We start from the raw sequence: 19,936 nt of genomic DNA, 5'->3' as shown, positions 1-19,936 counted from the left end.
ATGCTCGTTTACGCTAAGGCCTATCGTCGGATCGGGTTGCTCCAAGAACCGCGTGCTGCGCCGCAAACGCAGGCCCCTCGGGTGCGCCGTGGGCAGCGGTCGAACTCCTGCGTTCCTGTTTTAATTTTACTTTTTGAAACGAAGCGACAAGCACGGCCGTTTACGGTGCGTAAAATGAAGAAGGAGGAATACCACGCCTGTGAGACTTCTTATTGCAACAAGCGCCGCTGCCGGTCTCCTGGCCCTCTCCGCCGCGAGCGCCTCGGCCGCCATCGCATGCCAGGGGGATTTTTGCTGGCGCATTCATTCGCGCTATCCCTACCCGCCGTCCCCGACCATCGTCATCCATCCTGATTATTGGAGGCCGCCGACTGCAACCATCGTTATTCACGAGCGCTGGCGTCCGGTCGAGCGCTTCACCCGAGAGTACATCGTTCGGGACTACGGCGGCTTCGACGATCCAGAATGGTAGTCAGGTCGCACATGGAAATGCGATCGCCCCAGCGGCACATAACGCTGGGCCGGTTTAATGATGGGCGGCGGAACAGCTTGCGCATTCGCGTGGGATCCGAGTTCCCGACTTGTGCCGCTCCCTCGGTCGGGAGCAAACCTTCCCGAACGGTTGGCAACCTCGGCTGCTGCACTGGGTTTTCAATTCGGACCGGGATGTCGTTCAGGCGCACAATGAATCCATGGCGCCGCCGGAATTGAGCCGCATGGCGGCCCATGTAGGCGCGAAGGGTCGTGGCGGGTGGGGCGCAACACCGGGAGTTTCTGATGTCCCGTCATTTGCGATCTTGCTTCGCCGGTTTGGCTCTTGTTGGAGGTCTTTCGGCGACACCTGCGGTCTCCGACCCGTTCGCCGACTTGTTCAATGCCGCTCCTCGCGAGCCCGCCGCGACCTCTTTGGCGCAACCGCAATGCTTGCCGCGACCCGGCAACACGACCGCGGACCGGGCGCATTGGGTCTATCGGTTCGACGGTCACCGTAAATGCTGGTTCCTGACCGAGGGTGTCGCGAAGGTGAAGAAGACAGTTCGTCATCGCGGGGCCGAAGATCGCACCGCCAGTTTGGACGAGAACGGGACTGCGCAGTCCAGGCACAGCGCGGTGGTTGATGCGCGCGCGGAGTTGCTGCGCTCCGCACCGGCCGAGCCGTCTCAGCCGCCTGCAGCCGAAATCAAGGTGGCTGATGCCGCTGCCGTGCTCGATATTGGCAACGCCATGACGTCAGCGCAGAGCCGGCGGCTTCCGCCTGAGCACTCCGTGCCGGGCCAAGTCGACGTTGAGCAGCTCCTCGCGCCCGCGCTCGCCGGCTCCCCTCCAGCTTTGCTAGTGGGCGCGCGCGTTGCACGACGAGGCACGCAGCTGGACGGCAACTTGGTCAGGTATGCTGCTGATAATGCTTGGTGGCTTCTCAATCCTAAGCTCGAGCCGCACGCTTCGGCGCGCGGTGAGATTACGCCAGTGAGGTAGCGCAATAGCTAGGCACGTACGCGTGTCGCCGCGCGATCGATGAATTCCAGGTATAGCCGAATTGCCACACGTACAAAGGTTCCGCCCGCCCACACTTAGTTTGCCCACCGCCTTAGACGGACATTCGATTACGATGACGGTCCCCGTTGGGATCGGATTGCGGAATGCGGTACAAAGCATTCGTGGTGGACAGCAGCCGACAAGTGATCTGCGTGGCGAAGCTCGACTGCATTGACGAGCAGGCGGCGCGGCGTCGAGCCGAGCAAATGCATGCCGAGCACGACGTTGAGCTTTGGCAAGGCGATCGATTTGTTGCTGTGTTCCGAGGTGCAACGACGAACGACAATGAGCGCGCGATCCTGAATAGACGGCCGGTCTCTCCGCCGAGTTGACATTCGAATATTGTGAGTCATGCCGGCCTGGCAGGCTGCCGACATGTCGCAGGGCCAAAGTCGCCGAGCATGCCCATAACACACCCCGTGTCTTCGGAACCGGGGTGCAGCTCAGGAACGGGTTTCGCGCTGAAAAACATTGAAGCGGTTGAACTTCGCGCAGCTGGGTTGGTCGAGAAGTGGCTCCAGACTCAGATATTGAACGATACCAGCATACTTGGTCTGGGCGAGCTTGAAGTCTCGCGCGAGAGCGCCGTCAGCCGCATGGCGGCAAGAGCGACTTCCTGATGTACTCGGAGGAAGCGGACACCTTCTACGAAGAAGAGGTAATGCTGGGAGCGTTGGACGAGAGTCACATATCCGCGCCATCGAATATTGGGGTGTTGAGCGGCAGCGTCGTCCCGGGTCAGAACACAGAGCCGTAATTGTCGCAGAGAGAATCACGAGCCGTTTTTCAACGTGCTACGGGTCCTCAATCGTTCAGTGCCGATGATCGCAGTGCAGGTCGGAGCTTTTAAGCTGGACGAAAGCAACGTGGTTCTTCATGGCGTCACTGTGTTGGACGTTACCGGAGAGACCCCTGAAGCACATACTTCGGAGGAGGCTGAACGAACGGATCGGAACTATTGGGAGAAGAAGCGCGACTTTGCTTCATTGGCCGTCATGGACAAGATTGCAACCGCCCTGAAGGCGTCTGGGCTCGAGGAACGCCTGTCATCCAACAAGCATCACGTAGCACTTGGATCAACGGGTAATAACTTCTGTTGGTTTCACCCTCGCAGAACGGTTGGTTTCTGCCATATCCAAGATGAGCTCTGGCCTGAGGATGAGCATCTTTCAAATCTTCAAAAGGCCCGCATTGATGCTTCGGCTAGGACACGTATCGCATATCCTTCAGCATAAGCAACAAGACGGTGGATGAAAGGATCGGACGAATCGTCGAATCGCTAAAGCGTACGGAAACGCTAAGTCGCTGACAATGGCACCGCTAACCGCTTCATCGCTGGTATTGCGGGCAGTGCATGACCATCAGGATACCTAGCCACTCTGCTGACCCATTCCTTTTAGGAGGTTCTCCGGCGCTTCGTGGGGCACCGCGGTCGACCTGATGCTCGCTTTGCCGAGCTCGTCCAAAACGGCAGGAGCTATGCCCAGCGCCGACGACATAGCGTGGCGCAACTCTCGCGCCTGGTCGGGCGCATGCTGCGCTAGAGTAGCGATCTGAGCGGAGGCCTGTGTTAGCTCTCTAATCACTCGAGTATATTCCTGCGGAGGATCCGGCAGCGACTTCACTAAACTAAAGAACGGGTCGGACCGAATATAACGTGCCGCAACGTCAAGGAAGGGCTTCATGCAGCGCTCTCGGTCGGTGTAGTAGCGTGCCTCCCAATGAAGACTTTCGTTACCAACGGTTATGCCTTGAGCCGTCCCACTAACGTCGGTGGACGCAAAACGCTCGCTTGCGCTCGCCTCGATTGACAAATCGACGTGGCCAACGACTCCAGGCAAGTCAAAGACCAGGTTCGAAGTGAAATCGTCCTCTCCGACGCCATAGTTGATGAGGACGTCCTGCAGCACGGACGTAGATGGCTGGGCCGCATGATCGGTCGCCACTGTCGCCTGAACCGTGATCGAACCCTGCACGTTTGGTTGGTCCAGTTGCGCCGGTGGATTCAGGTCAACTCCATTGATTCGCCATCGGTATATGGGAAGCCCAAATCCACGCACAGTGGCAACGCAAGTCACTTTCTTCGGAGCGCTGTCGACATACCACTTATAGAGATCCTTTGGGCAGGTGAAAAAGGGCGACGTCAACGCCACGCCTTCATTCACGTGGAACGGCTTCCCCTCGGGCTCCGGGTCGAGCGAGAGCTTTACGTCCCGCCGCAATCCCTCCAGGAGCGGAAATGGATTTTCAGTGGCGAGCTGGGGCGTGCTCCCCGGCCGGAAATATGCATTAATCAATTGCGAGAAGGCTGCGGCTGCGTCGTTCTTGCCTGTGAGGTTTTGATAAGTTTGCGCAAGGCTGTCCCCTCCCGCAGCAATGATGTCCGGAATGGAGTGGTTCAGTTGGTTCTTGAGATAGTAGAGAAACAGCAAGGACAATCCGAAGCTGAGCGGATTCTTGTCGGTGTTCTCGGAGTCGTTGATCCACTGCGTGTCGCGGCTGGACTGCAACCAGCTGTTCACCCATGGCGTTCCGAAAAACAGTGAATACCCTGTGCCGAAGCGCTCGCGGGCGCAAAGCAACGACAGGCCCTCGCCATCGCTCTTGCTCGCGTTCCAGGCGGCGTTTCCGTGCTGGTTGCGATAGCTGGCAAGGACCTCGACCAATTCAGCCACAAAAGACATGCAGCTGCTCTGACCCGCAGCAATCGCGTTCGCGTTTGCCGTCTGGTTGCCGATCTTGATGAGCGTGTTGCCTCCCTTGTACCCGTTGTTGCTTGCCCCACCCGCTGCAAAGTCCGCAATGAGTTGAACTGTGACGCGATTGTCGGGTCCAAATCCATCCGTGATTTTATACCAGCTAGCCAAGAGACCGAATTCAGCTTCACAGACTCCCAGGACTCGCTGAGCCCGCGAGATCGCGTTCGGATTGCCATCGGGGCCGAGCAGGGTTTCGTCGTACTGGATGTTGAAATGCGCAGTCTGTCCAAGCGTCTGCATCTCGGATGCTCCTGCAAAAATAAGCCCCATGGGACGAAAAGCACCACCAATTATGCAGCAATCGGCCTGTTCGACGGGTAGCGATGCTACATCACTGGCTTCTTATCGCTACGTTACGCTAGACGGCGCTTTGCTTGTGAGAGCCAGTTCACAGTTTTGGTTGTTCGCGCATTATTAGATGCGCACGGGTAAATGAGCTCCGGATAGAGGAACTCGAAAAGTCGGGTTCCTGTTGAACAGGTCGAGCGCATCAGCAGACCATGCGCGACTGGTTTAGGGTCGTTGCCCCACGCTGAACATCTTCTTCGAGAGGGAAGGCCGAGAGCGGTGCACAGGACACGCAATTCGTTGCACTCTCCGACTCGGAAGCAGATCCAGGCAGGTATTTTCCTCTGAAAGCCTTTGTTTGACACCGTCGCCTAGCGCGCAGCAACCAAAGACCTCAAGGACGAAGACGCGAAGCGCATTAATGAGATGCAATCCGTGTTTAAGGAAATGCGAGTGCCGGTGCAGTATTCGACGATCGAGGACCGCGCCACGGTTGCGACCATATTTGAGCGCGTGAATCGACAAGGTGTGGCGGTAGACACCCTGCAGCTTCTATCAGCCATGGACCGAGGTCGGCTTATCTCCTCAAGTCAGACATAGCGCCCTGCAAGCGAAGGTCGGCGACGGGCCAACAGCCGACATAGGACAAGGGAACGTGCACGTGAGCCTAAGACAAAGGCTGGCCTGCCGAACACATCAGCGACGCACGACTGCTGCCGGATTCATCCGCAGGCCCAGCAGGCAAGAACAGGCTGCCTCACTCCGGGAGCCCAGCCCTTCGCAATGCTTCTTCATACCGTTGTAGGTGTTCGACGTGCCGGTAAGGTCCAAGCACGCTTTTCAAGTTAGAAATACACAGGGCCGGGTACAGGCTTTGGAGGCGTATCATTGACTTCCGCGCTTGTTCCTCATGCCCGGCCATTGCGTTGCTCGCCGCCGCGATCCGTAGTCCCGCCTGATAATCTGGAGTTTCGCGAAGGGCCCCCATCGCCAACGATGCCCCCTGCTCATATCGTTCCAGGAAGAAGTACGCATGCGCTATCCCGATCCGCATCCGTACCGCCCACGGGTCCACGGGGCTCAGTCGCAAAGCTCTAGTGAACCGCAGAACCGCTTCTTCGGGCTCTCCGAGCCACAATTTCGTCCAGCCACCCCAATTTAGGGCCTCGATGACGTTCGGGTTCAGCGTGAGCGACCTGTCGATCAGCGCGGAGCCTCCATCAAGATCGCGAACGACGTGACTGAGGGTCCATCCACATTCAGCCAGTACATTTGCATCGTGCTTTCCGAGTTCAACGGCCCGATGCGCGAGTCTACAGGCATCAGCAATCTCGTCATCAGTCTCTGCGAGCCATCCGTTCGTTTTTGCAAAGGCGTAACAACTGGCAGCTCGGGCGTAGGCAGATGCATAATTGGGATCTAATTCGATGGCTCTCTTGAACAGCCGGAGCGCCTCCTTATTAGCTTCCCGGTCCGCAAGCTGCTGATATAACCTTGCCTGACCGCGCAAAAACAGACTGTACGCATCAAGGTTGTCTGTAGGTTTGCGCGTAACACGTTCGATTTCAGCCCGCTCCAAGGCCGGCACAATCGCTCCTACCACATTTTCGGTCATCCGGTCCTGTAGATCGAAGATGTCGACTAAACCACCTTCGAAGCGGTCAGCCCAGTGATGCGCTCCTGTTCCGGTATCGATCAGCTGTCCGGTTATACGTACCCGATTTGCCGACTTGCGAACGCTACCTTCCAGCACATACCGCACACCCAGTTCACGCCCGACTTGCTTGATGTCGATAAGTTTGTCCTTGTATACAAATGAGGAATTTCGCGCGATCACGAAAAGCGATTTAAACTGCGATAGCGCAGTGATGATGTCCTCGACCATGCCATCGGCGAAATACTCCTGCTCGGGATCGCCGCTCATGTTGTGGAAAGGCAGCACCGCGATCGAGGGCCGGTCCGGCAGCGCGAGTGGCTTGGTGGTCTCGGCGACTCTTGGGACCGATTGCCCCCATGTGGTCCGGACCGCATAGAGCCTCACCGGCCGGTCGATGTTCTTTAAGCTGCGTTCCCCAAGCTCATCGAAAGCGAATGGGGTCTTCCCGCAAACCTGCTCATAGGCGTTGCCGGAAAGATAGACATCGCCCGGTTCGCATTCGTTTTCAACACGTGCGGCAATGTTGACGCCGTCGCCGAAGATGTCGTCACCATCAATGATGATGTCGCCGATATTGATGCCGATCCTGAAAGTGATTGTTGGGGCTGAGCTGCCGTTTCGCTCGGCCATCTTTGTCTGCACAGCCACCGCGCAGGTGACTGCATCCACCGCACTGGCGAACTCCACCAGCATGCCGTCCCCCGTGGTCTTAACGATGCGGCCCTTGTGGTTAACAATAGCAGGATCAACCAGGTCACGGCGGTGCGCTTTCAGCGCTTCCAACGTGCCGAGTTCGTTCTCGCCCATGAGGCGGCTATACCCAGCGACGTCGGCTGCCAAAACAGCCGCGAGTCGTCGCTCGACACGTCCGCTCGTCACATAAAGCTCCCGCCTGGCCTGCCTCAAGCCACTTCTAATCAAATCATGGGATGACCACGGCCGCCAGCCCGCCGAACGGAGTTCCGAACATGGTTATGCCCGAAATGAGTCAGAAGCTGCCGAACTGGGCCCGGCTGCAAACTTCCAGTTTGCCCCTGTGGCTGACTTGCACCGACACCCCGCCGACGGAAACGATCGGCCAGAAGCGGTCATTCAATCACTTCATCTGCAAGCGCCAGTAAGCTCGGAGGAACGGCAATATTGAGCGCTTTTGCTGTCTTCAGATTGATTGCGAAAACGAACTTGCTTGCTTGCTCGATGGGCAGGTCGCTCGGCTTGGTGCCGCCGAGAATCTTTGCGACATAACTCCCGGCATGACGAAATCCATCGTCTAGATCACTTGAATAGGACATTAGAATGCCAGCACGCGCCAGTTCGGGATAGGGGCCGACGGTTGGCCGACCTGCCTTGCTGAGAGCGGGAACCGCTCGCGACTTGTTGATCGTTAGCATAGGTTCGCCAGACAGGTAGAATGCACTTACTTCGTCGCGCAAACCTTGCGCGATGGCTTCCTCCAAATCGTCAATGGATTTCAGACTGTAGTTCGACACCTCGAAGCCAAGCTGGGCGCCCACCTTCTTCAGAGCAGCCTTTTCCTTCTCCAGCAGTAAACCTTCGAGCGGTCCTAACATGCCAATCCGCGTCACGTGCGGCACGAGCTCTCCAAAAAGGCTCATACGCTTTGCGGCAAGAGCCTCTTCGCCGCCTATTGCATTCAGCACGTTCCCGGTGACCAAGCCGCCCGGCCGCGCATAACTCTGAGCCAAACCCGACGCAATTGGATCAGCGGCGTAGGAGGTGAACACCAGCGGCATCTCAGGGAGCATCCCGTGCACGAAGTTAACGACCGCTGCGACCACAATGACGACTGGTTTGAGTTCGCCAAGTTCTTGAGTCAGCGCGGGTATTCGGCTCAGATCGCCATCGGCGAAACGAGTAACAAGTGCATAGTTTCTGTCTTCGACAAGACCGGCCTCCCTCAGGCCACGACGGAGGCCAGCGAGGCGATCGTTCAGCTGGTCGGCTGACCCAGGAATTAGGACCCCAACGAGTGGCAGCTTACCTCTCGTCTGGGAATATGCCGCCGATTGCGAATTCCAAGCGACAGCTACTCCTATCAAACTGATGAATTCCCGTCGGTGCATGCCTCCCTCCAAGGATGACCACAAGGGAAGCCATGCTAACGGCCCACCGATACGAAAGCGATTCAAGATGCGCCTGGAAGTCCGGTTTAGGTCAAAATGCGAAGAACTCAACCTGAGCAAATCTAGTCCGCCGTGCCGCAATAAGCGGACCTCAACGAGACGCGCCGCTACTTCGCTGGGCCAATTCCGGACTCATGCGTCGCGCGAAGGTGAGCCTTATTCGATCACCTCGTCGGCGCTGGCAAGCAATGTCGGTGGTATGGTCAGGCCGAGGGCGTTAGCGACCTTGAGGTTGATCACCAACTTCAACCGCGTGGGCTGTTCGACGGGAAGATCAGCCGGTTTTGCGCCCTTCAGAATTTTATCGACGTAACCAGCTGTCTTGACGAGAATTTCGGATACATCTTGCCCGTACGACATTAGCAGTCCAAAGCGAACCTTTTCAGCCCATATCGATACCCCGGCTATTCGGTGCGCCAGCGCTGATGCTCCAACCTGCGGTCGCTCGTTTGCGAGCATCGATCCGACCACAATAGCGCCGTCGCATCCGTCGGCAGCAGCAGCCGAAAATGCCCCATCGATTGCGTCCGGGGTTGCCACTTCGAACGGATGCAGGACAACACCTATCGCCTCGGCGGCTTTCGAGTACGCTGAGACATTGTGTTTTGAAGTATTGGGGTCCATCGACCGATCTAGGAGAAGCGCCACGCGGCTCAGACTTGGGACAGCTTCCTTCAAAAGGCTGAGACGTTTGCCGGAAAGATCGGTTCCAATAACAGATAATCCGGTCAAATTTCCGCCGGGATGCGCCAGACTAGCAACAAGTGCGGTGCCAACCGGATCTGGCACGATAGCGAAGACAACGGGTATTGTGCTCGTGATCTGCTTTAGTACAATGGCTCCCGGCGCCGTTATCGCAACGATTACATCGGCATTACTTTCGACCAGCTCTTTGGCGAGGCTGCGAAACTGCTCCAGCTGTTCGGCGGGAAATCGATGCAAGAACACAACGTTCTTGCCTTGGACGTAACCAAGATCATCAAATGCCTTGGTCAGGCTATCCAGATAGACCTTCTCTTCCTCGGCGCTGCCCGCATGCCAAAGCACGCCAATCTTGGCCGCTCTGCCGCTTGTCGCCCCCTGCTGCGCGCGCGCCGCTAGCGGCAAAGCGGGTGACAGTCCAACCAGCCGGATGAAGTCCCGTCGTCGCATATGTCCTCTCCTGCAAGGACGCGCCTATTGGGAAGAACACTCTAGCACTCTTTCTCGTGGGATTTTGAGGTGCTTTAAAGGACCGCTTCGGGTCAAAGGCGGCGGTTGGACCCGGACTGGGGACGACTTCCGCTCTACCTCTCGCTCCAGACATGTCACTGTGGTGCCAACCGACGTGATGGGCGATCAACGGACATTTCGACCGCGATCCTCATCGTCGACTCCCTTGGCACCTGCACCCAAATGCGTAGACTGGCCCCGAACGAGCCAGGAGAGAGCTTTGGCGATCGAGCGGCCAAACCGACGGCTGACGACGATCCTCGCGGCTGATGCAGTCGGCTATAGTCGGCTTGTGGGGATTGACGAGGAAGGCACGCTCGATCGCCTCCGGACCGTCCGCAATGACCTCATCAATCCTATGATCGCCGCCCATCGCGGGCGTATCGTCAAAACTACTGGGGATGGCTTGCTGGCCGAGTTCGCCTCGGTTGTGGATGCAGTTCGTTCGGCGATCGGTATGCAACAGGCCATGGCCGAGAGCAATTCTGGCCTCGTACAGGATAGGCGCATTGAGTTCCGCATCGGAATCAATCTCGGTGACGTGGTCGTGGAGGACGATGGCGACCTCATGGGCGACGGCGTCAATGTGGCGGCGCGATTGGAGGGCACTGCCGACCCTGGTGGTATTTGCCTTTCTAGTGCAGTCTATGACCAGGTGCGTGGCAAAATGGATATCACCGCGCAAGATCGCGGTCGGCAGCAGCTAAAGAACATCGCCGAGCTGGTGCAGATCTATTCGATTTCACCCGCGCAACCCGCAGCAGCAGCGCCGCACACGACCGTCGCACCGCGACTCTCTATCGTTGTCTTGCCCTTCGTCAATCTCGATGGCAACAGCAAGCAGGACTACTTCGTCGACGGTGTCACTGAAAGCCTCACAACCGACCTGTCGCGTATTCCTGGCGCCTTTGTCATAGCTCGCAACACTGCCTTCACTTTCAAAGGCAAGCCAGTGGACGTCCGGGTGATCGGGCGAGAACTTGGTGTGCGCTACGTGTTGGAAGGCAGCGTGCAAGGTGGCGAGGCCCGCATTCGCGTCAACGCGCAGCTCATCGACACGGAAACCGGCGCACACCTCTGGGCTGAGCGCTTCGACAAGCCGCGCGCCGACATCTTCGACATGCAGGACGAAATCACCACGCGCCTCGCCCGGACGGTGGGTGTCGAGCTCGTTGCCGCAGAGGGCCGCCGCGCCGAACGCGAACGACCGAACAATATGGATGCCGGGGACTTGGCCATGCGCGGCTGGGCAATCCTCAACCAACCCTTGTCGCTGCGCCGCGACAGCGCCGCGTGTGACCTGTTCGAGGCGGCGCTCCGGTTGGACGATTGCAACGTCGAGGCGTTGGTCGGTCTTGCTTTCTACCATGGTAATGACCTTCGCACCTTCGCCTCGACCAATCGGGACGAACAGCTACGCATCGCCCAGATGGCCATCACTGAGGCACTGAGGCTCGCTCCGTCCAACGCTTTAGCCCATTTCGTTCACGCCAATCTCCTCCATGTCTCAGGCGCGACGGAACGCGCGCTGCGCGAACTTCAGTTCGCTATTGCGCTCGATCGTAATCTGGCTTGGGCCCATGCTGATGCAGGCTTTCTTAAGGTACTACTGGGGCGAGCTGAAGAGGCAGAAGCTGACCTCACAAAGGCGATCCGGCTTAGCCCACGGGACCCTGCGCTCGATCGCTGGTATGCCCTACTCGGTATCGCCGACCTGTTCCTCGGCAGGCTCAACTCAGCGTTGGATCGGCTCCGCAAATCGGTCGAAATGAATCCGAACGTCGCGATGGCTCACTTTTTTCTAGCCGCGGCGTTCGCGCTGAGCGGCCGCGCTGCCGATGCGCGGGAGGAGCGGAATGCCGGCCTCGAGCTGGACCCGCACTTTACTGTTGCAAGATTTCGAAACGAGCGACGCAGTGAAAACCCGACCTTCCTGGCCCAGCGCGAGCGCATCTACGAGGGCCTAAGCTTGGCAGGCGTGGCAGCGGGCAATTAGAGTTTGTACAGGCACGCGGCTAAGTAGTTCCCGGAAATCAGCACTTTCCTAGCAGGCGGTCGCCCAGCGGCACAAGTTGCCTGCTAACGTCAAGAGCGTCGAACTGCTGGCCGCCGTGGCCGGTCTCGCCTCACCTCCCGACGCGGCTGACGCCATCGCGATCTACGCCTTCAGGCCATCAGCGGACTTGCATGCGGGAACAAAGAGGACGGCCACTGAGGTGTGTCTACTTTCCACCCCTTAAGATACGAAACCGCGGGATCGCCAATTTGTCAGGCGGGCCGCGAACCGCGGTCAGGGCTGTATCGCTCCGCTGAGCGCGCTTGCAGTTGGGGCAGACGAAAAGGTGGGCGATTATCGGTTCTAGAGTATCTCGCACCAGATCCGAGCGAAACCATCTCATGGGGGTGCGGCAATTCGCACAGTCCGGGTGTTCGAACTGCCCAAGTGCTTCCTTTTGCCGGTCCATGCCCGCTCCCCATTGTTCGGGAAACAGTAGCAAGGCAGACCAAATCGCGACGTATCAAACGATACACAACGGCAAATTTGCGCGCCAACCTTGCTTAGGACCTGCCGCTGCGCTGTGCCAACTGACGCGACACGCCAGAAGCGGCGGTCCGGCGCTCGCATACGGCAGGTTCTACGAGGACCTAGCCCACCGGCGCGCCACTCTCCCCTGCTACGATCGGATCCCAACTCCGCAACATATCGGGACGCGCACACGGCCATCTGGCGAGCTCGCAGTGGCTAGTCGGCGTCGCACGTTAGCTTCGTGATTGCGGAAAGACACCACCCGTAAATTTCCCAAGAGTTGGCACCAGTCTCACTGGTACGCAGAGCGGCAGGTTGTGAGCGCCGCACAATGAAAACACCGAAGCCGAAGCAATGGGCCCAGCGCGAGCTCCAGCAATTGTTTAGTGGCGCGGGCAGGAGCTGGTGTATCGAAGATTGCCGCCGAACTGGGCCGCCACGCCGGATCAGTGAGGCGAATGGCGCGAACGATGGGGGATATTGTTGAAGAAGTAGCCGCGGCGCCTCGCCGGCGGCGGATCAGCTCGAAAGACCAAAAAGCGCGCGACGCGACACATCTCGCCTTTGGGCAGCGCGAAAGCTTTTGCCACCTCGCGTATCCGCAATCTTACGGCCATTGTGCATCCGCCATCTTTGGCATCTACTTCAGATTGAATTTGATGACGAACTGATTTTCAGTCGAGGTCCCCATGAGCGTCAAAGCAACGATGGCGACGATCCTCCAGAACCAACTGACGTTAGACGGCGTGCATTCACTGACGCCATCGGACTGCGAGCAGATCGTTGATCGGCTGATCGAGCAGCTCAGAGAGCTGGAGCTTAGTTTAGCTGCGCGAGAACTCGCTGAGAAGCAGGAGCCATAGCGCCCCGCAAATCTTTACGGCCAGCGAGACATTCTGCAGGCGAATGCCTGTCTGCGCGGCGCGTGAGTCCTCCGGCAAATGTCTGCTGCGGGTCAAAGGTGGCGGTAGGCCACTCAGCGGGACGACTTTCGCTCTACCTCTCGCTTCAGAAATGTCGCTGCTTCGCCGACCAGCGCAATGGACCACGAGCGGAAGGCCGTAACTGCGCTAGTCCAGGGTGTTTGAACGAACGGCCCATCGATATCGGCGGCGCCGCAACACTAATGGCAAGCGTCGTCTCCCGAGGGCAATGCTTGCCAAAGACAAGGCTCTGCCTGCGGCCGCGACTCATCCGTTCCGCCCGGAGGAACGATTGCATCAGTTCCGCTTTAGTCGTTCCGCACGTTCAAGAATTTGATGGGCGGCTTGCGATATCCGGCCGCCGATCGAAGGGCCCGGTCAATGCGCATCCTTCTCGTCGGCGGCACGGGGCTTGTCGGATCGGCGATCGACGCCAGGCTGTCCACCGAGGGGCATGAATGCGTATTGGTGTCGCGCCATCCGGACGCGGCGCCTGATACTCAACACGTCATCCTCGATGTTGCAAGGACCACCGACGCTGCGAAATGGAAGGGCATTGTTGCCGGCGTCGATGCCGTCATCAATGCGGCGGGTGCCCTGCAGGGGCAGGACATGCAAGGGGTTCACGTCGCCGGCAGCGCAGCTCTTTATACCGCGTGCGAAAGCGCAGGCGTCCGCCGGGTCATACTGTTCTCGGCGATCGGCATCGACCGCGATGCGCCCACCGATTTTTCTCGTAGCAAGCGGGATGGCGAAGCCGCCTTGATGGCGCGCGACCTCGATTGGGTCGTCTTGCGGCCTTCCGTGGTGGTGGGCCGGCCCGCCTATGGGGGCAGCGCGCTGTTGCGAGGGCTGGCATCACTACCGGTTCTACCCGTCATGCCGGACACGGCAGCTATTCAGCCCGTATATCTCGACGATGTGGTAGAAACGGTTCTGTTCTTCCTGCAACCCGGGGCTCCTTCGCGCATCGCACTTGATCTAGCCGGTCCACGGCAGATCGCCTTCAGCGAAGCCGTGGCGCTGTTTCGCGCATGGCTACGCTGGAGGCCCGCCTACCGCCTGCACCTGCGTGGTTGGGTGGCTTCGGGCGCTTACCGGGCGGGGGACCTGGCCCAGATGCTGGGTTGGGGAACGCCCATCAGTTCGACGGCAAAGGCGGAAATGCGGCGCGGTGCGACCGGCGATCCCGAGCCCTGGCGTCAGCTTACCGGCTTGAGGCCGCGCGATCTTGCAAGCGCGCTCGCACGCGAGCCCGCGTCCGTGCAGGAACGCTGGTTTGCCCGGCTATATGCGCTCAAGCCGCTGATATTCGGCGTCTTCGGCCTGTTCTGGATCGTCACAGGCATCATCTCGCTTGGCCCTGGCTGGGAAATTGGAATGTCCTTGCTACGGGAAGGCAGGGTGCCGGAAAAAGTCGCTTCTCTCACCGTCATCGCCGGCGCGCTCGCCGACATCTGCATCGGCCTCGCGATTCTTTGGCGGCCTCTGAGCCGCTACGGGCTCTGGGCAGCACTGATCATCTCGCTAACCTATTTCGTGATCGGCACGGCGCTGGTGCCGCGGCTGTGGGCCGATCCGCTTGGACCAATGCTGAAGATCTGGCCGGTGCTGATGCTCAATCTGGTTGCCATGGCGATCCGGGAGGATCGCTGATGTTCTATTTCCTTCTTAAGATGGTGCACATCATTGGTGCTGCCGTCCTGCTCGGTACTGGGGCTGGCATCGCCTTTTTCATGCTGGTGGCGCATCTGCGCGGCGACCCGCGCGAGATCGCGGGGGTCGCGCGGACGGTGGTACTGGCCGACTTCCTATTTACGGCGAGTGCCGTGGTCCTGCAGCCGATCACCGGCACATGGCTCGCTTGGTCGAGCGGATATTCCCTCCGCGATGGGTGGATTGCGGCGTCCATCGCACTGTACCTGGTGACCGGCGCCTGCTGGCTACCGGTGGTGTGGATGCAGATGCAAATGCGCGATCTTGCCGTCGGTGCGGTAGAGACCAACGCCAAGCTGCCCGCCCGGTATTACCGACTTTTTCGGTGGTGGCTCGCCTTCGGATTTCCGGCGTTCGCAGCCGTGCTGGTTATCTTCTGGCTGATGATCGCTCGCCCGCCTATTCCATACTGGGATTCGTAGACGGTCCTCATAAGAGGCTGACGTGCTCCACCAATCAGGAACGCATCCTGGGCCTGTGGCTGCCCGGATCGAGGAGTGATGTTCGAGAACAGGCCAGTACGGGCGGCCGGTGCCGTCCGCCTTCGGACACTCTTGAGCCACACCCCGACACCGTTCTGCTCGCAGAGGCCGTCGAAGCAAAAACGCCGCCTGCTTAAATGATCGCAGGCGGCGGCTTCCAGCCCCGGGAGTGTCAGGGATAATTGGGCTCGCTCCATATCTGGGAGCGAAGACGCGAGAGATGTCACTTCCTGTCGCGAGGCGACCATCGTGGAACTCGCGATGGTGCAATCTCTTCCGTGCTCTTTGGCGGTGTAGAGGGCTATGTCGGCGTCGCGCGTCAGCCTTAGTTCATCTGCCGTCGCATCGCTTTTCGCCGCGATGCCAACACTGATCGTCACATATTGTCGTTGTGCTCCAGGATGGTAGATGTGCAATCGGGTGACCAGCAACCGGATTGCGTCAGCAACTTTGACTGGTCTCTCCTCGCTTACACCCGGCAGGACCACCGCGAACTCCTCGCCGCCGTATCGCACTGAGAGCCCTCCGGTGTTTGCCGTCCACTTCCAATCACTTCGGAGATGCGTCGAAGGCAAGCATCGCCGGCCTGGTGACCGAAAGCGTCGTTGAATCCTTTGAAGTGATCGATGTCCATCAAGAGCACAGAAAGCACTTGATCTTGGGCATAGGCTTCGCGAAGGATGCATCGAAGCTGCGTCTGTTCGCCAGCCCGGTAAGCCCGTCAGGCGTCGCAAGCTGCCCCAGCTTCAGGTTGGCTGAAGATAGCTCATCCTCAACGGGCTTTTGCTTGGAAACGTCGAGAAGAACGCCGACAAGTTCCAGGTCATCGCCCGGCGAGTGTTCGGCGATCTTGAAATTGGCCTCGAGCCAGATCATCACGCCGTCGCCGCGCCGCATGCGAAAGCGAACCGAAACGAGAAGCGGTCGCGCCCTTCAACTCCCGGCTTGCCGCCAAAGACCCTTTCGCGATCATCCTCGTGAACTACGTCGAGACACAAACGTCCCAGGAAGTCGGTTTCAGTTTTCCCCAGCACGTTGACTAAGGGGGACACGTAGCGCAGGTACCCCTTCCTATCCATCACGATGACAATATCGGCGATGTTGTCCGCCAGCAGCCTGACCCTCGCCTCTCGATCTCGAAGCGCCCGTTCAAGCCCGGTCCGAAACCGTAGTCGGCTGCTCAGGAGCGCGGCCATTCGAACCCGAGGTCGCGAGGATCTAACGCATCCACGCACACATCGACCGCGCTAATAAAATTGCTCTCATCCGACCCAATCATCGAGGCATTCCGGCGACAGCGGCATCTGCTGGCGATCCGCACCTTGAACGAAGCCCCGCATGAAAGTATCGTGTCTCACTTAAGAGGTGCAGTCCAGTAGAGCCGAATGAGTACTCGGGCATAAAGTAGCCGAAAGCGCTGCCATTTGCGTGGCGGATGCCCTCCTTTGCTCATGTCGTCGACTTGATGTTCCCATCTCGTTTGCACCGATCGCGCCCTGGGCGCGCGTGCCGTCCGCCATGAATATGCGACTACGCGTGTTTTCGAGGAGTAGCAGCCACATGAAGCAACATACCTTCGAAGCATTTTCCACCACCGCGATCTACTGGACACCGCTTGTGCTTATGGGCACCGCAATGCCGCCAAGAGATCCCGATGAAGACGAGGAGGACGAAGACGACGAAGAGGAAGATGACGCTGACGAACCGCCGGTCGTGCGCGAGCCGGACGACGACTAGACTAGCGTGTTCGGCAGCCAGGGGTATAATATTTGTCATGGGCTGGCATGCGAATGACATAGCGCTCCTCAATAGGCTCTGGTCCGCAGGACAGAGCGCGGCGCAGATAGCGCGTCGTCTCGGGTGCAGTCGTAACGCGGTCTGCGGCATGCTGACCCGTCTGGGCCTGAAGCGCGGCCACAAGCCGCCCACAGCAACGCCCAAGATAAGGCCGTCCCCGAAGCTGAGGCCGACGTCGTCGGCAGCCTGCGCTCGTCCAGTCGCACGGAAGGTGTCGCGGAACACAGCGGAGAGGCAACAGCCCAAGGAATTCAGCAAGCAGCAGCTCTACTCCATGCTGGCTGAGGCCGTCAGAAACACTGACTAGGAGCTCACCACCAACGTCGTTGCGCTCCTCGCTTCAGCTATCGTACACGAACCGACGCACGCAAGTCCGTCCGACGAACTGCGTCCATAAAGACCATAGCCTTGATGCAGCTGCACAGATCGGCAGCTAGTTGGCTTCTTGTTTCGCCATTCCGCTCAACGCCAGGTTTCTATTGTTCTGGAAGCTCAGGATGCCAGATATTCGGACCTTTTACTGAAGCAGTGCCTTCGCCGCCGCGATCTGCTCCCGAGAACGGCGGAGCATCTCTCGTGTCATTTGGCTTGCCTCGTTAACATGGCCTGTGCACTGCTATTGCGACTGTACCGAAAGACTGCCTCGATTTAGGAGCCGAGTTTAGTTGGTTGGATCGCGAATTTGCTCCGTCGGCCGGATGTCGGCCTGTGGCCTGGGAACGGCGCACAAGTAGACCTAGAACCGCTATCCAAGCGCGGCGGCCGATGGCTGAAGTACAACCTGTTTCGCTTCCCGGGCGCGGTGTGGTCTGGCAAGCGCGGTTGCGTGGAGCTGGCAGAGGGCGACGTGATCGCGCTGCATCTCGTGGTCGAGCGGCTGAAAGAGGCCGGGGTTCGGGTGCGGTTCTACGGGCGGCTTCGGCGCTGGGACGGCACGTCACCGGTCTGGACGTTGCTGGCACGCGGGAAGCAATGATCCGGCGACTGTCGCAGCGACACCGGCACCGCGCACGCTGCGGCCGGCCCCGCTCTTGGGCATTTTCTGCGTAATAAACAAGGCAGGCTTTAACTCGTCCTGCACTGCCCAATGCTGCTACCCTCAAACGTTTCCCAGTGTCACTTCATCTAGCTCGTTGTCGTCTACATGGGGCGCGAGGGCCCAGTCGCCTGCGGCCGCGCGCTACACCATCGGTTTCGGCGGCGAGCTTCATCGCCGGCACTGCCTCGCGCTCACGTCGTACTCGATGACCATCGCACGCAATTATGGTCTCGGGTCGTAAACGATCACGCGTCGATGCAGAAATATGGAGCCCGGCCACGCACAGGTTTGACGCTGGTCTAAGGGTCGGGAAATCGCTCCTCTCTCATCGAGATAAGATTACGCACTGAAGTCTTTTGGATATGTCTTGGGCAACTTGAAAACAAAGGTCTTGGCCTTGGGAAGAATATTGGTCGGTGTTGTCGAGGTCCGCAAAAGGGACAATCTCGACCAGGAATTGACAACGATCTCGTGGCGATCGCAGATCAGCGTGATTGTCCTGCCTGTCGCTGGAACGCGTAGATGGGATTCAGACCGCAATATGCGAGGGTGCCGGATGCGGTGGCCATGCATTGATCGTAGGTTGAGAACTGGCAGTTGCCAGGATATCCCCAGGTACGTCCCTGCAGGCAATAAACGTCCTGCCGAGCTGAGGGGATGTACGAACGAGCCCGCGGAGCGGCGGTCGAAGGTGATCCAAAGCAGACGAGCATGGGAAGTGCAAGCACAGCAATAAAAAGAAGGTTGCGCATGATCTAGCCTCCGTGAAGTCTTGAGAGGATAGAGAGTGTAGAATTGACGCTTTGATCTTGGTCAATGGCAAAACGCTTAGTAGACGGTTTGACCGATCGGTTTCAAAGTAAGTCTAAGCGTCAGGCACTCGGGTTTAGGAGCAGCTTTCCTGCGAGTTTTGCGGATGGAATGCATTTTTCAAGCGCGGTGGGGGTTCGTGCGTTTGAAAAACCTGGGAGAATAGGCCGATCCGAGCTTGGGAGCTCCGCGCGCGGCAATAGCCGGTTTGGGACAGCCGCAAACCCGCGCACTTATCAAGCCCAGATCGGCGGACTATCGCTACCTCAATTTGTGCCGCTGAGTGTGCAGGGAAGCTTCGGCGGGCTCAAGCTCGTCTAGGCTCTCGTGATCGGCCTGATCCGGCGCAGTTGGGAATTGGCATATTCCTCGCGCTCGCGCGTGAAGTGCTTTTGGTGCGCTTTGAAGCTCTCGACCCGCTTCTTGATCTCTTCACGTTCGCTGCCGTCATACTCTGACGCGCTCAGGTCACCCCGCTCGACGGCTTCCTTCGGCAGAGACCGGGGCAGCTGGATCTCTAGCTTCAGCGATTTGGTAAATGCCATCGTTTCCGCGGCCAGTGCGTCAAGTTCGTTCTTCCAATCGTGCATTAACGGCCCCCATGCGGCACTGCTGTGCTGGCCAGCTAATTCATCATAATCCGAGCTGCGGCTATAAGCACCGAAACCGTCGCATGTAGGCCAGTCCCAAATCGGGTTATTGCTGAAAAAGGCCGCGGACAATATTGGCGGCGGCCCGGGTTCAAAATGCCTATCGTGAAAAAATGCGGTCCAGCGCCGGTGCCAGCGACCCTACACACACAACGTGTCTCTTCATAGTTCCGCCGTTCAGAAACCTTAACGCGCGCCGATCCGGGTTTGCTCGAAAGGGTGATGCGTCCGGAAGAGATCACTGCCGCCTTGTTTCCAATTATGTGCAATCGGCCCGGACCTGTTTCGGCGTGGCTTGCATCAAAGCGCGTAACGGTGTTGCCTCGACGAGGTCAGCTATATCACGAGGACTGCAAGAGCCATGGTCTGGATTAATGGCGATGTGAGCCCGGCCAT

General features: G+C 58.7%; 22 protein-coding genes. 12 read left to right on the top strand and 10 right to left on the bottom strand.

The window, feature by feature from the left end; all coding sequences use genetic code 11:
- Positions 1-199 precede the first annotated feature (199 nt).
- From IVB07_RS39985 to IVB07_RS39970, 4 genes are all read left to right on the top strand, one after another.
- Positions 200-472, top strand: coding sequence for a hypothetical protein (locus IVB07_RS39985; protein WP_247767917.1), 273 nt, complete (start codon positions 200-202; stop codon positions 470-472).
- A 305-nt stretch (positions 473-777) separates the two neighbouring features.
- Complete coding sequence (locus tag IVB07_RS39980; RefSeq protein WP_247767916.1) at positions 778-1,476, top strand: hypothetical protein; 699 nt, start codon at positions 778-780, stop codon at positions 1,474-1,476.
- Positions 1,477-1,640: 164 nt separating this feature from the next.
- The gene (locus tag IVB07_RS39975) at positions 1,641-1,868 is read left to right on the top strand and encodes a hypothetical protein (RefSeq protein ID WP_247282199.1); all 228 of its coding nucleotides are present in this window, start codon (positions 1,641-1,643) and stop codon (positions 1,866-1,868) included.
- A gap of 489 nt (positions 1,869-2,357) precedes the next feature.
- Positions 2,358-2,771: a hypothetical protein gene (locus IVB07_RS39970; RefSeq protein WP_247767914.1), complete on the top strand. Its 414-nt coding sequence runs from the start codon at positions 2,358-2,360 to the stop codon at positions 2,769-2,771.
- Between the two features lie 135 nt (positions 2,772-2,906).
- Here the strand turns inward: IVB07_RS39970 and IVB07_RS39965 are convergent, their stop codons facing one another.
- The 4 genes from IVB07_RS39965 to IVB07_RS39950 all read right to left on the bottom strand — a co-directional run bounded on the left by IVB07_RS39965 (position 2,907) and on the right by IVB07_RS39950 (position 9,536).
- Positions 2,907-4,535: a hypothetical protein gene (locus tag IVB07_RS39965; RefSeq protein ID WP_247767913.1), complete on the bottom strand. Its 1,629-nt coding sequence runs from the start codon at positions 4,533-4,535 to the stop codon at positions 2,907-2,909.
- 805 nt (positions 4,536-5,340) lie between these two features.
- Positions 5,341-7,119 carry an adenylate/guanylate cyclase domain-containing protein gene (locus tag IVB07_RS39960; RefSeq protein WP_247564416.1) on the bottom strand — a complete coding sequence of 593 codons (1,779 nt, stop codon included), beginning with the start codon at positions 7,117-7,119 and terminating at the stop codon, positions 5,341-5,343.
- A 209-nt stretch (positions 7,120-7,328) separates the two neighbouring features.
- Positions 7,329-8,324 (bottom strand): ABC transporter substrate-binding protein, encoded by a 996-nt coding sequence (locus IVB07_RS39955; RefSeq protein WP_247767912.1) that lies wholly within the window; start codon positions 8,322-8,324, stop codon positions 7,329-7,331.
- A gap of 216 nt (positions 8,325-8,540) precedes the next feature.
- Positions 8,541-9,536 (bottom strand): ABC transporter substrate-binding protein, encoded by a 996-nt coding sequence (locus IVB07_RS39950; protein ID WP_247767910.1) that lies wholly within the window; start codon positions 9,534-9,536, stop codon positions 8,541-8,543.
- Between the two features lie 280 nt (positions 9,537-9,816).
- Between IVB07_RS39950 and IVB07_RS39945 the strand changes: the two genes are divergently transcribed.
- The 5 genes from IVB07_RS39945 (at position 9,817) to IVB07_RS39925 (ending at position 15,184) form a co-directional block, all read left to right on the top strand.
- Entirely contained in the window at positions 9,817-11,592 is a 1,776-nt protein-coding gene (locus IVB07_RS39945) for an adenylate/guanylate cyclase domain-containing protein (protein WP_247767908.1), read from the top strand.
- 989 nt (positions 11,593-12,581) lie between these two features.
- The gene (locus IVB07_RS39940; protein WP_247372263.1) at positions 12,582-12,794 is read left to right on the top strand and encodes a hypothetical protein; all 213 of its coding nucleotides are present in this window, start codon (positions 12,582-12,584) and stop codon (positions 12,792-12,794) included.
- A gap of 18 nt (positions 12,795-12,812) precedes the next feature.
- Positions 12,813-12,986 carry a hypothetical protein gene (locus IVB07_RS39935; RefSeq protein WP_247767907.1) on the top strand — a complete coding sequence of 58 codons (174 nt, stop codon included), beginning with the start codon at positions 12,813-12,815 and terminating at the stop codon, positions 12,984-12,986.
- 441 nt (positions 12,987-13,427) lie between these two features.
- Positions 13,428-14,702 carry an SDR family oxidoreductase gene (locus IVB07_RS39930; protein ID WP_247406115.1) on the top strand — a complete coding sequence of 425 codons (1,275 nt, stop codon included), beginning with the start codon at positions 13,428-13,430 and terminating at the stop codon, positions 14,700-14,702.
- Positions 14,702-15,184, top strand: a complete 483-nt coding sequence (locus IVB07_RS39925) for a DUF2269 domain-containing protein (RefSeq protein WP_247767906.1) — start codon at positions 14,702-14,704, stop codon at positions 15,182-15,184. The genes IVB07_RS39930 and IVB07_RS39925 overlap by 1 nt, the downstream gene beginning before the upstream one ends.
- Here IVB07_RS39925 and IVB07_RS39920 read toward each other — a convergent pair.
- From IVB07_RS39920 to IVB07_RS39910, 4 genes are read right to left on the bottom strand one after another with little or no spacing between them, the layout of a single operon-like run.
- Positions 15,073-15,732, bottom strand: a complete 660-nt coding sequence (locus tag IVB07_RS39920; RefSeq protein WP_253075636.1) for a diguanylate cyclase — start codon at positions 15,730-15,732, stop codon at positions 15,073-15,075. The two genes, IVB07_RS39925 and IVB07_RS39920, sit on opposite strands and share 112 nt — an antisense overlap.
- Positions 15,714-15,887, bottom strand: coding sequence for a diguanylate cyclase (locus tag IVB07_RS40390; protein ID WP_253075638.1), 174 nt, complete (start codon positions 15,885-15,887; stop codon positions 15,714-15,716). Before IVB07_RS40390 ends, IVB07_RS39920 begins: the two co-directional genes overlap by 19 nt.
- Entirely contained in the window at positions 15,878-16,141 is a 264-nt protein-coding gene (locus IVB07_RS39915) for a hypothetical protein (RefSeq protein ID WP_247406117.1), read from the bottom strand. The genes IVB07_RS40390 and IVB07_RS39915 overlap by 10 nt, the downstream gene beginning before the upstream one ends.
- Positions 16,120-16,440: a PAS domain-containing protein gene (locus IVB07_RS39910; protein WP_247372272.1), complete on the bottom strand. Its 321-nt coding sequence runs from the start codon at positions 16,438-16,440 to the stop codon at positions 16,120-16,122. Before IVB07_RS39910 ends, IVB07_RS39915 begins: the two co-directional genes overlap by 22 nt.
- Before the next feature lie 364 nt (positions 16,441-16,804).
- Here IVB07_RS39910 and IVB07_RS39905 point away from each other — a divergent pair, with 364 nt between their 5' ends.
- The 3 genes from IVB07_RS39905 (at position 16,805) to IVB07_RS39895 (ending at position 18,017) form a co-directional block, all read left to right on the top strand.
- Positions 16,805-16,981: a hypothetical protein gene (locus IVB07_RS39905; RefSeq protein WP_247372274.1), complete on the top strand. Its 177-nt coding sequence runs from the start codon at positions 16,805-16,807 to the stop codon at positions 16,979-16,981.
- Positions 16,899-17,348 (top strand): GcrA family cell cycle regulator, encoded by a 450-nt coding sequence (locus IVB07_RS39900; RefSeq protein WP_346348204.1) that lies wholly within the window; start codon positions 16,899-16,901, stop codon positions 17,346-17,348. The genes IVB07_RS39905 and IVB07_RS39900 overlap by 83 nt, the downstream gene beginning before the upstream one ends.
- 519 nt (positions 17,349-17,867) lie before the next feature.
- Positions 17,868-18,017: a hypothetical protein gene (locus tag IVB07_RS39895; RefSeq protein WP_247385661.1), complete on the top strand. Its 150-nt coding sequence runs from the start codon at positions 17,868-17,870 to the stop codon at positions 18,015-18,017.
- Between the two features lie 548 nt (positions 18,018-18,565).
- Here IVB07_RS39895 and IVB07_RS39890 read toward each other — a convergent pair.
- Both IVB07_RS39890 and IVB07_RS39885 read right to left on the bottom strand, forming a co-directional pair.
- Positions 18,566-18,832, bottom strand: a complete 267-nt coding sequence (locus tag IVB07_RS39890) for a DUF3551 domain-containing protein (RefSeq protein ID WP_247372280.1) — start codon at positions 18,830-18,832, stop codon at positions 18,566-18,568.
- Between the two features lie 375 nt (positions 18,833-19,207).
- On the bottom strand, positions 19,208-19,480 hold the full coding sequence (locus IVB07_RS39885) for a hypothetical protein (protein WP_247372282.1): 273 nt from the start codon (positions 19,478-19,480) through the stop codon (positions 19,208-19,210).
- Positions 19,481-19,936 lie beyond the last annotated feature (456 nt).

The sequence above is a fragment of the Bradyrhizobium sp. 172 genome (genome assembly GCF_023101065.1).
GTDB lineage: Bacteria > Pseudomonadota > Alphaproteobacteria > Rhizobiales > Xanthobacteraceae > Bradyrhizobium > Bradyrhizobium canariense_D.
Note: the sequence above shows the minus strand (reverse complement) of the source record. Positions and strands in the feature narration are given on the sequence as shown.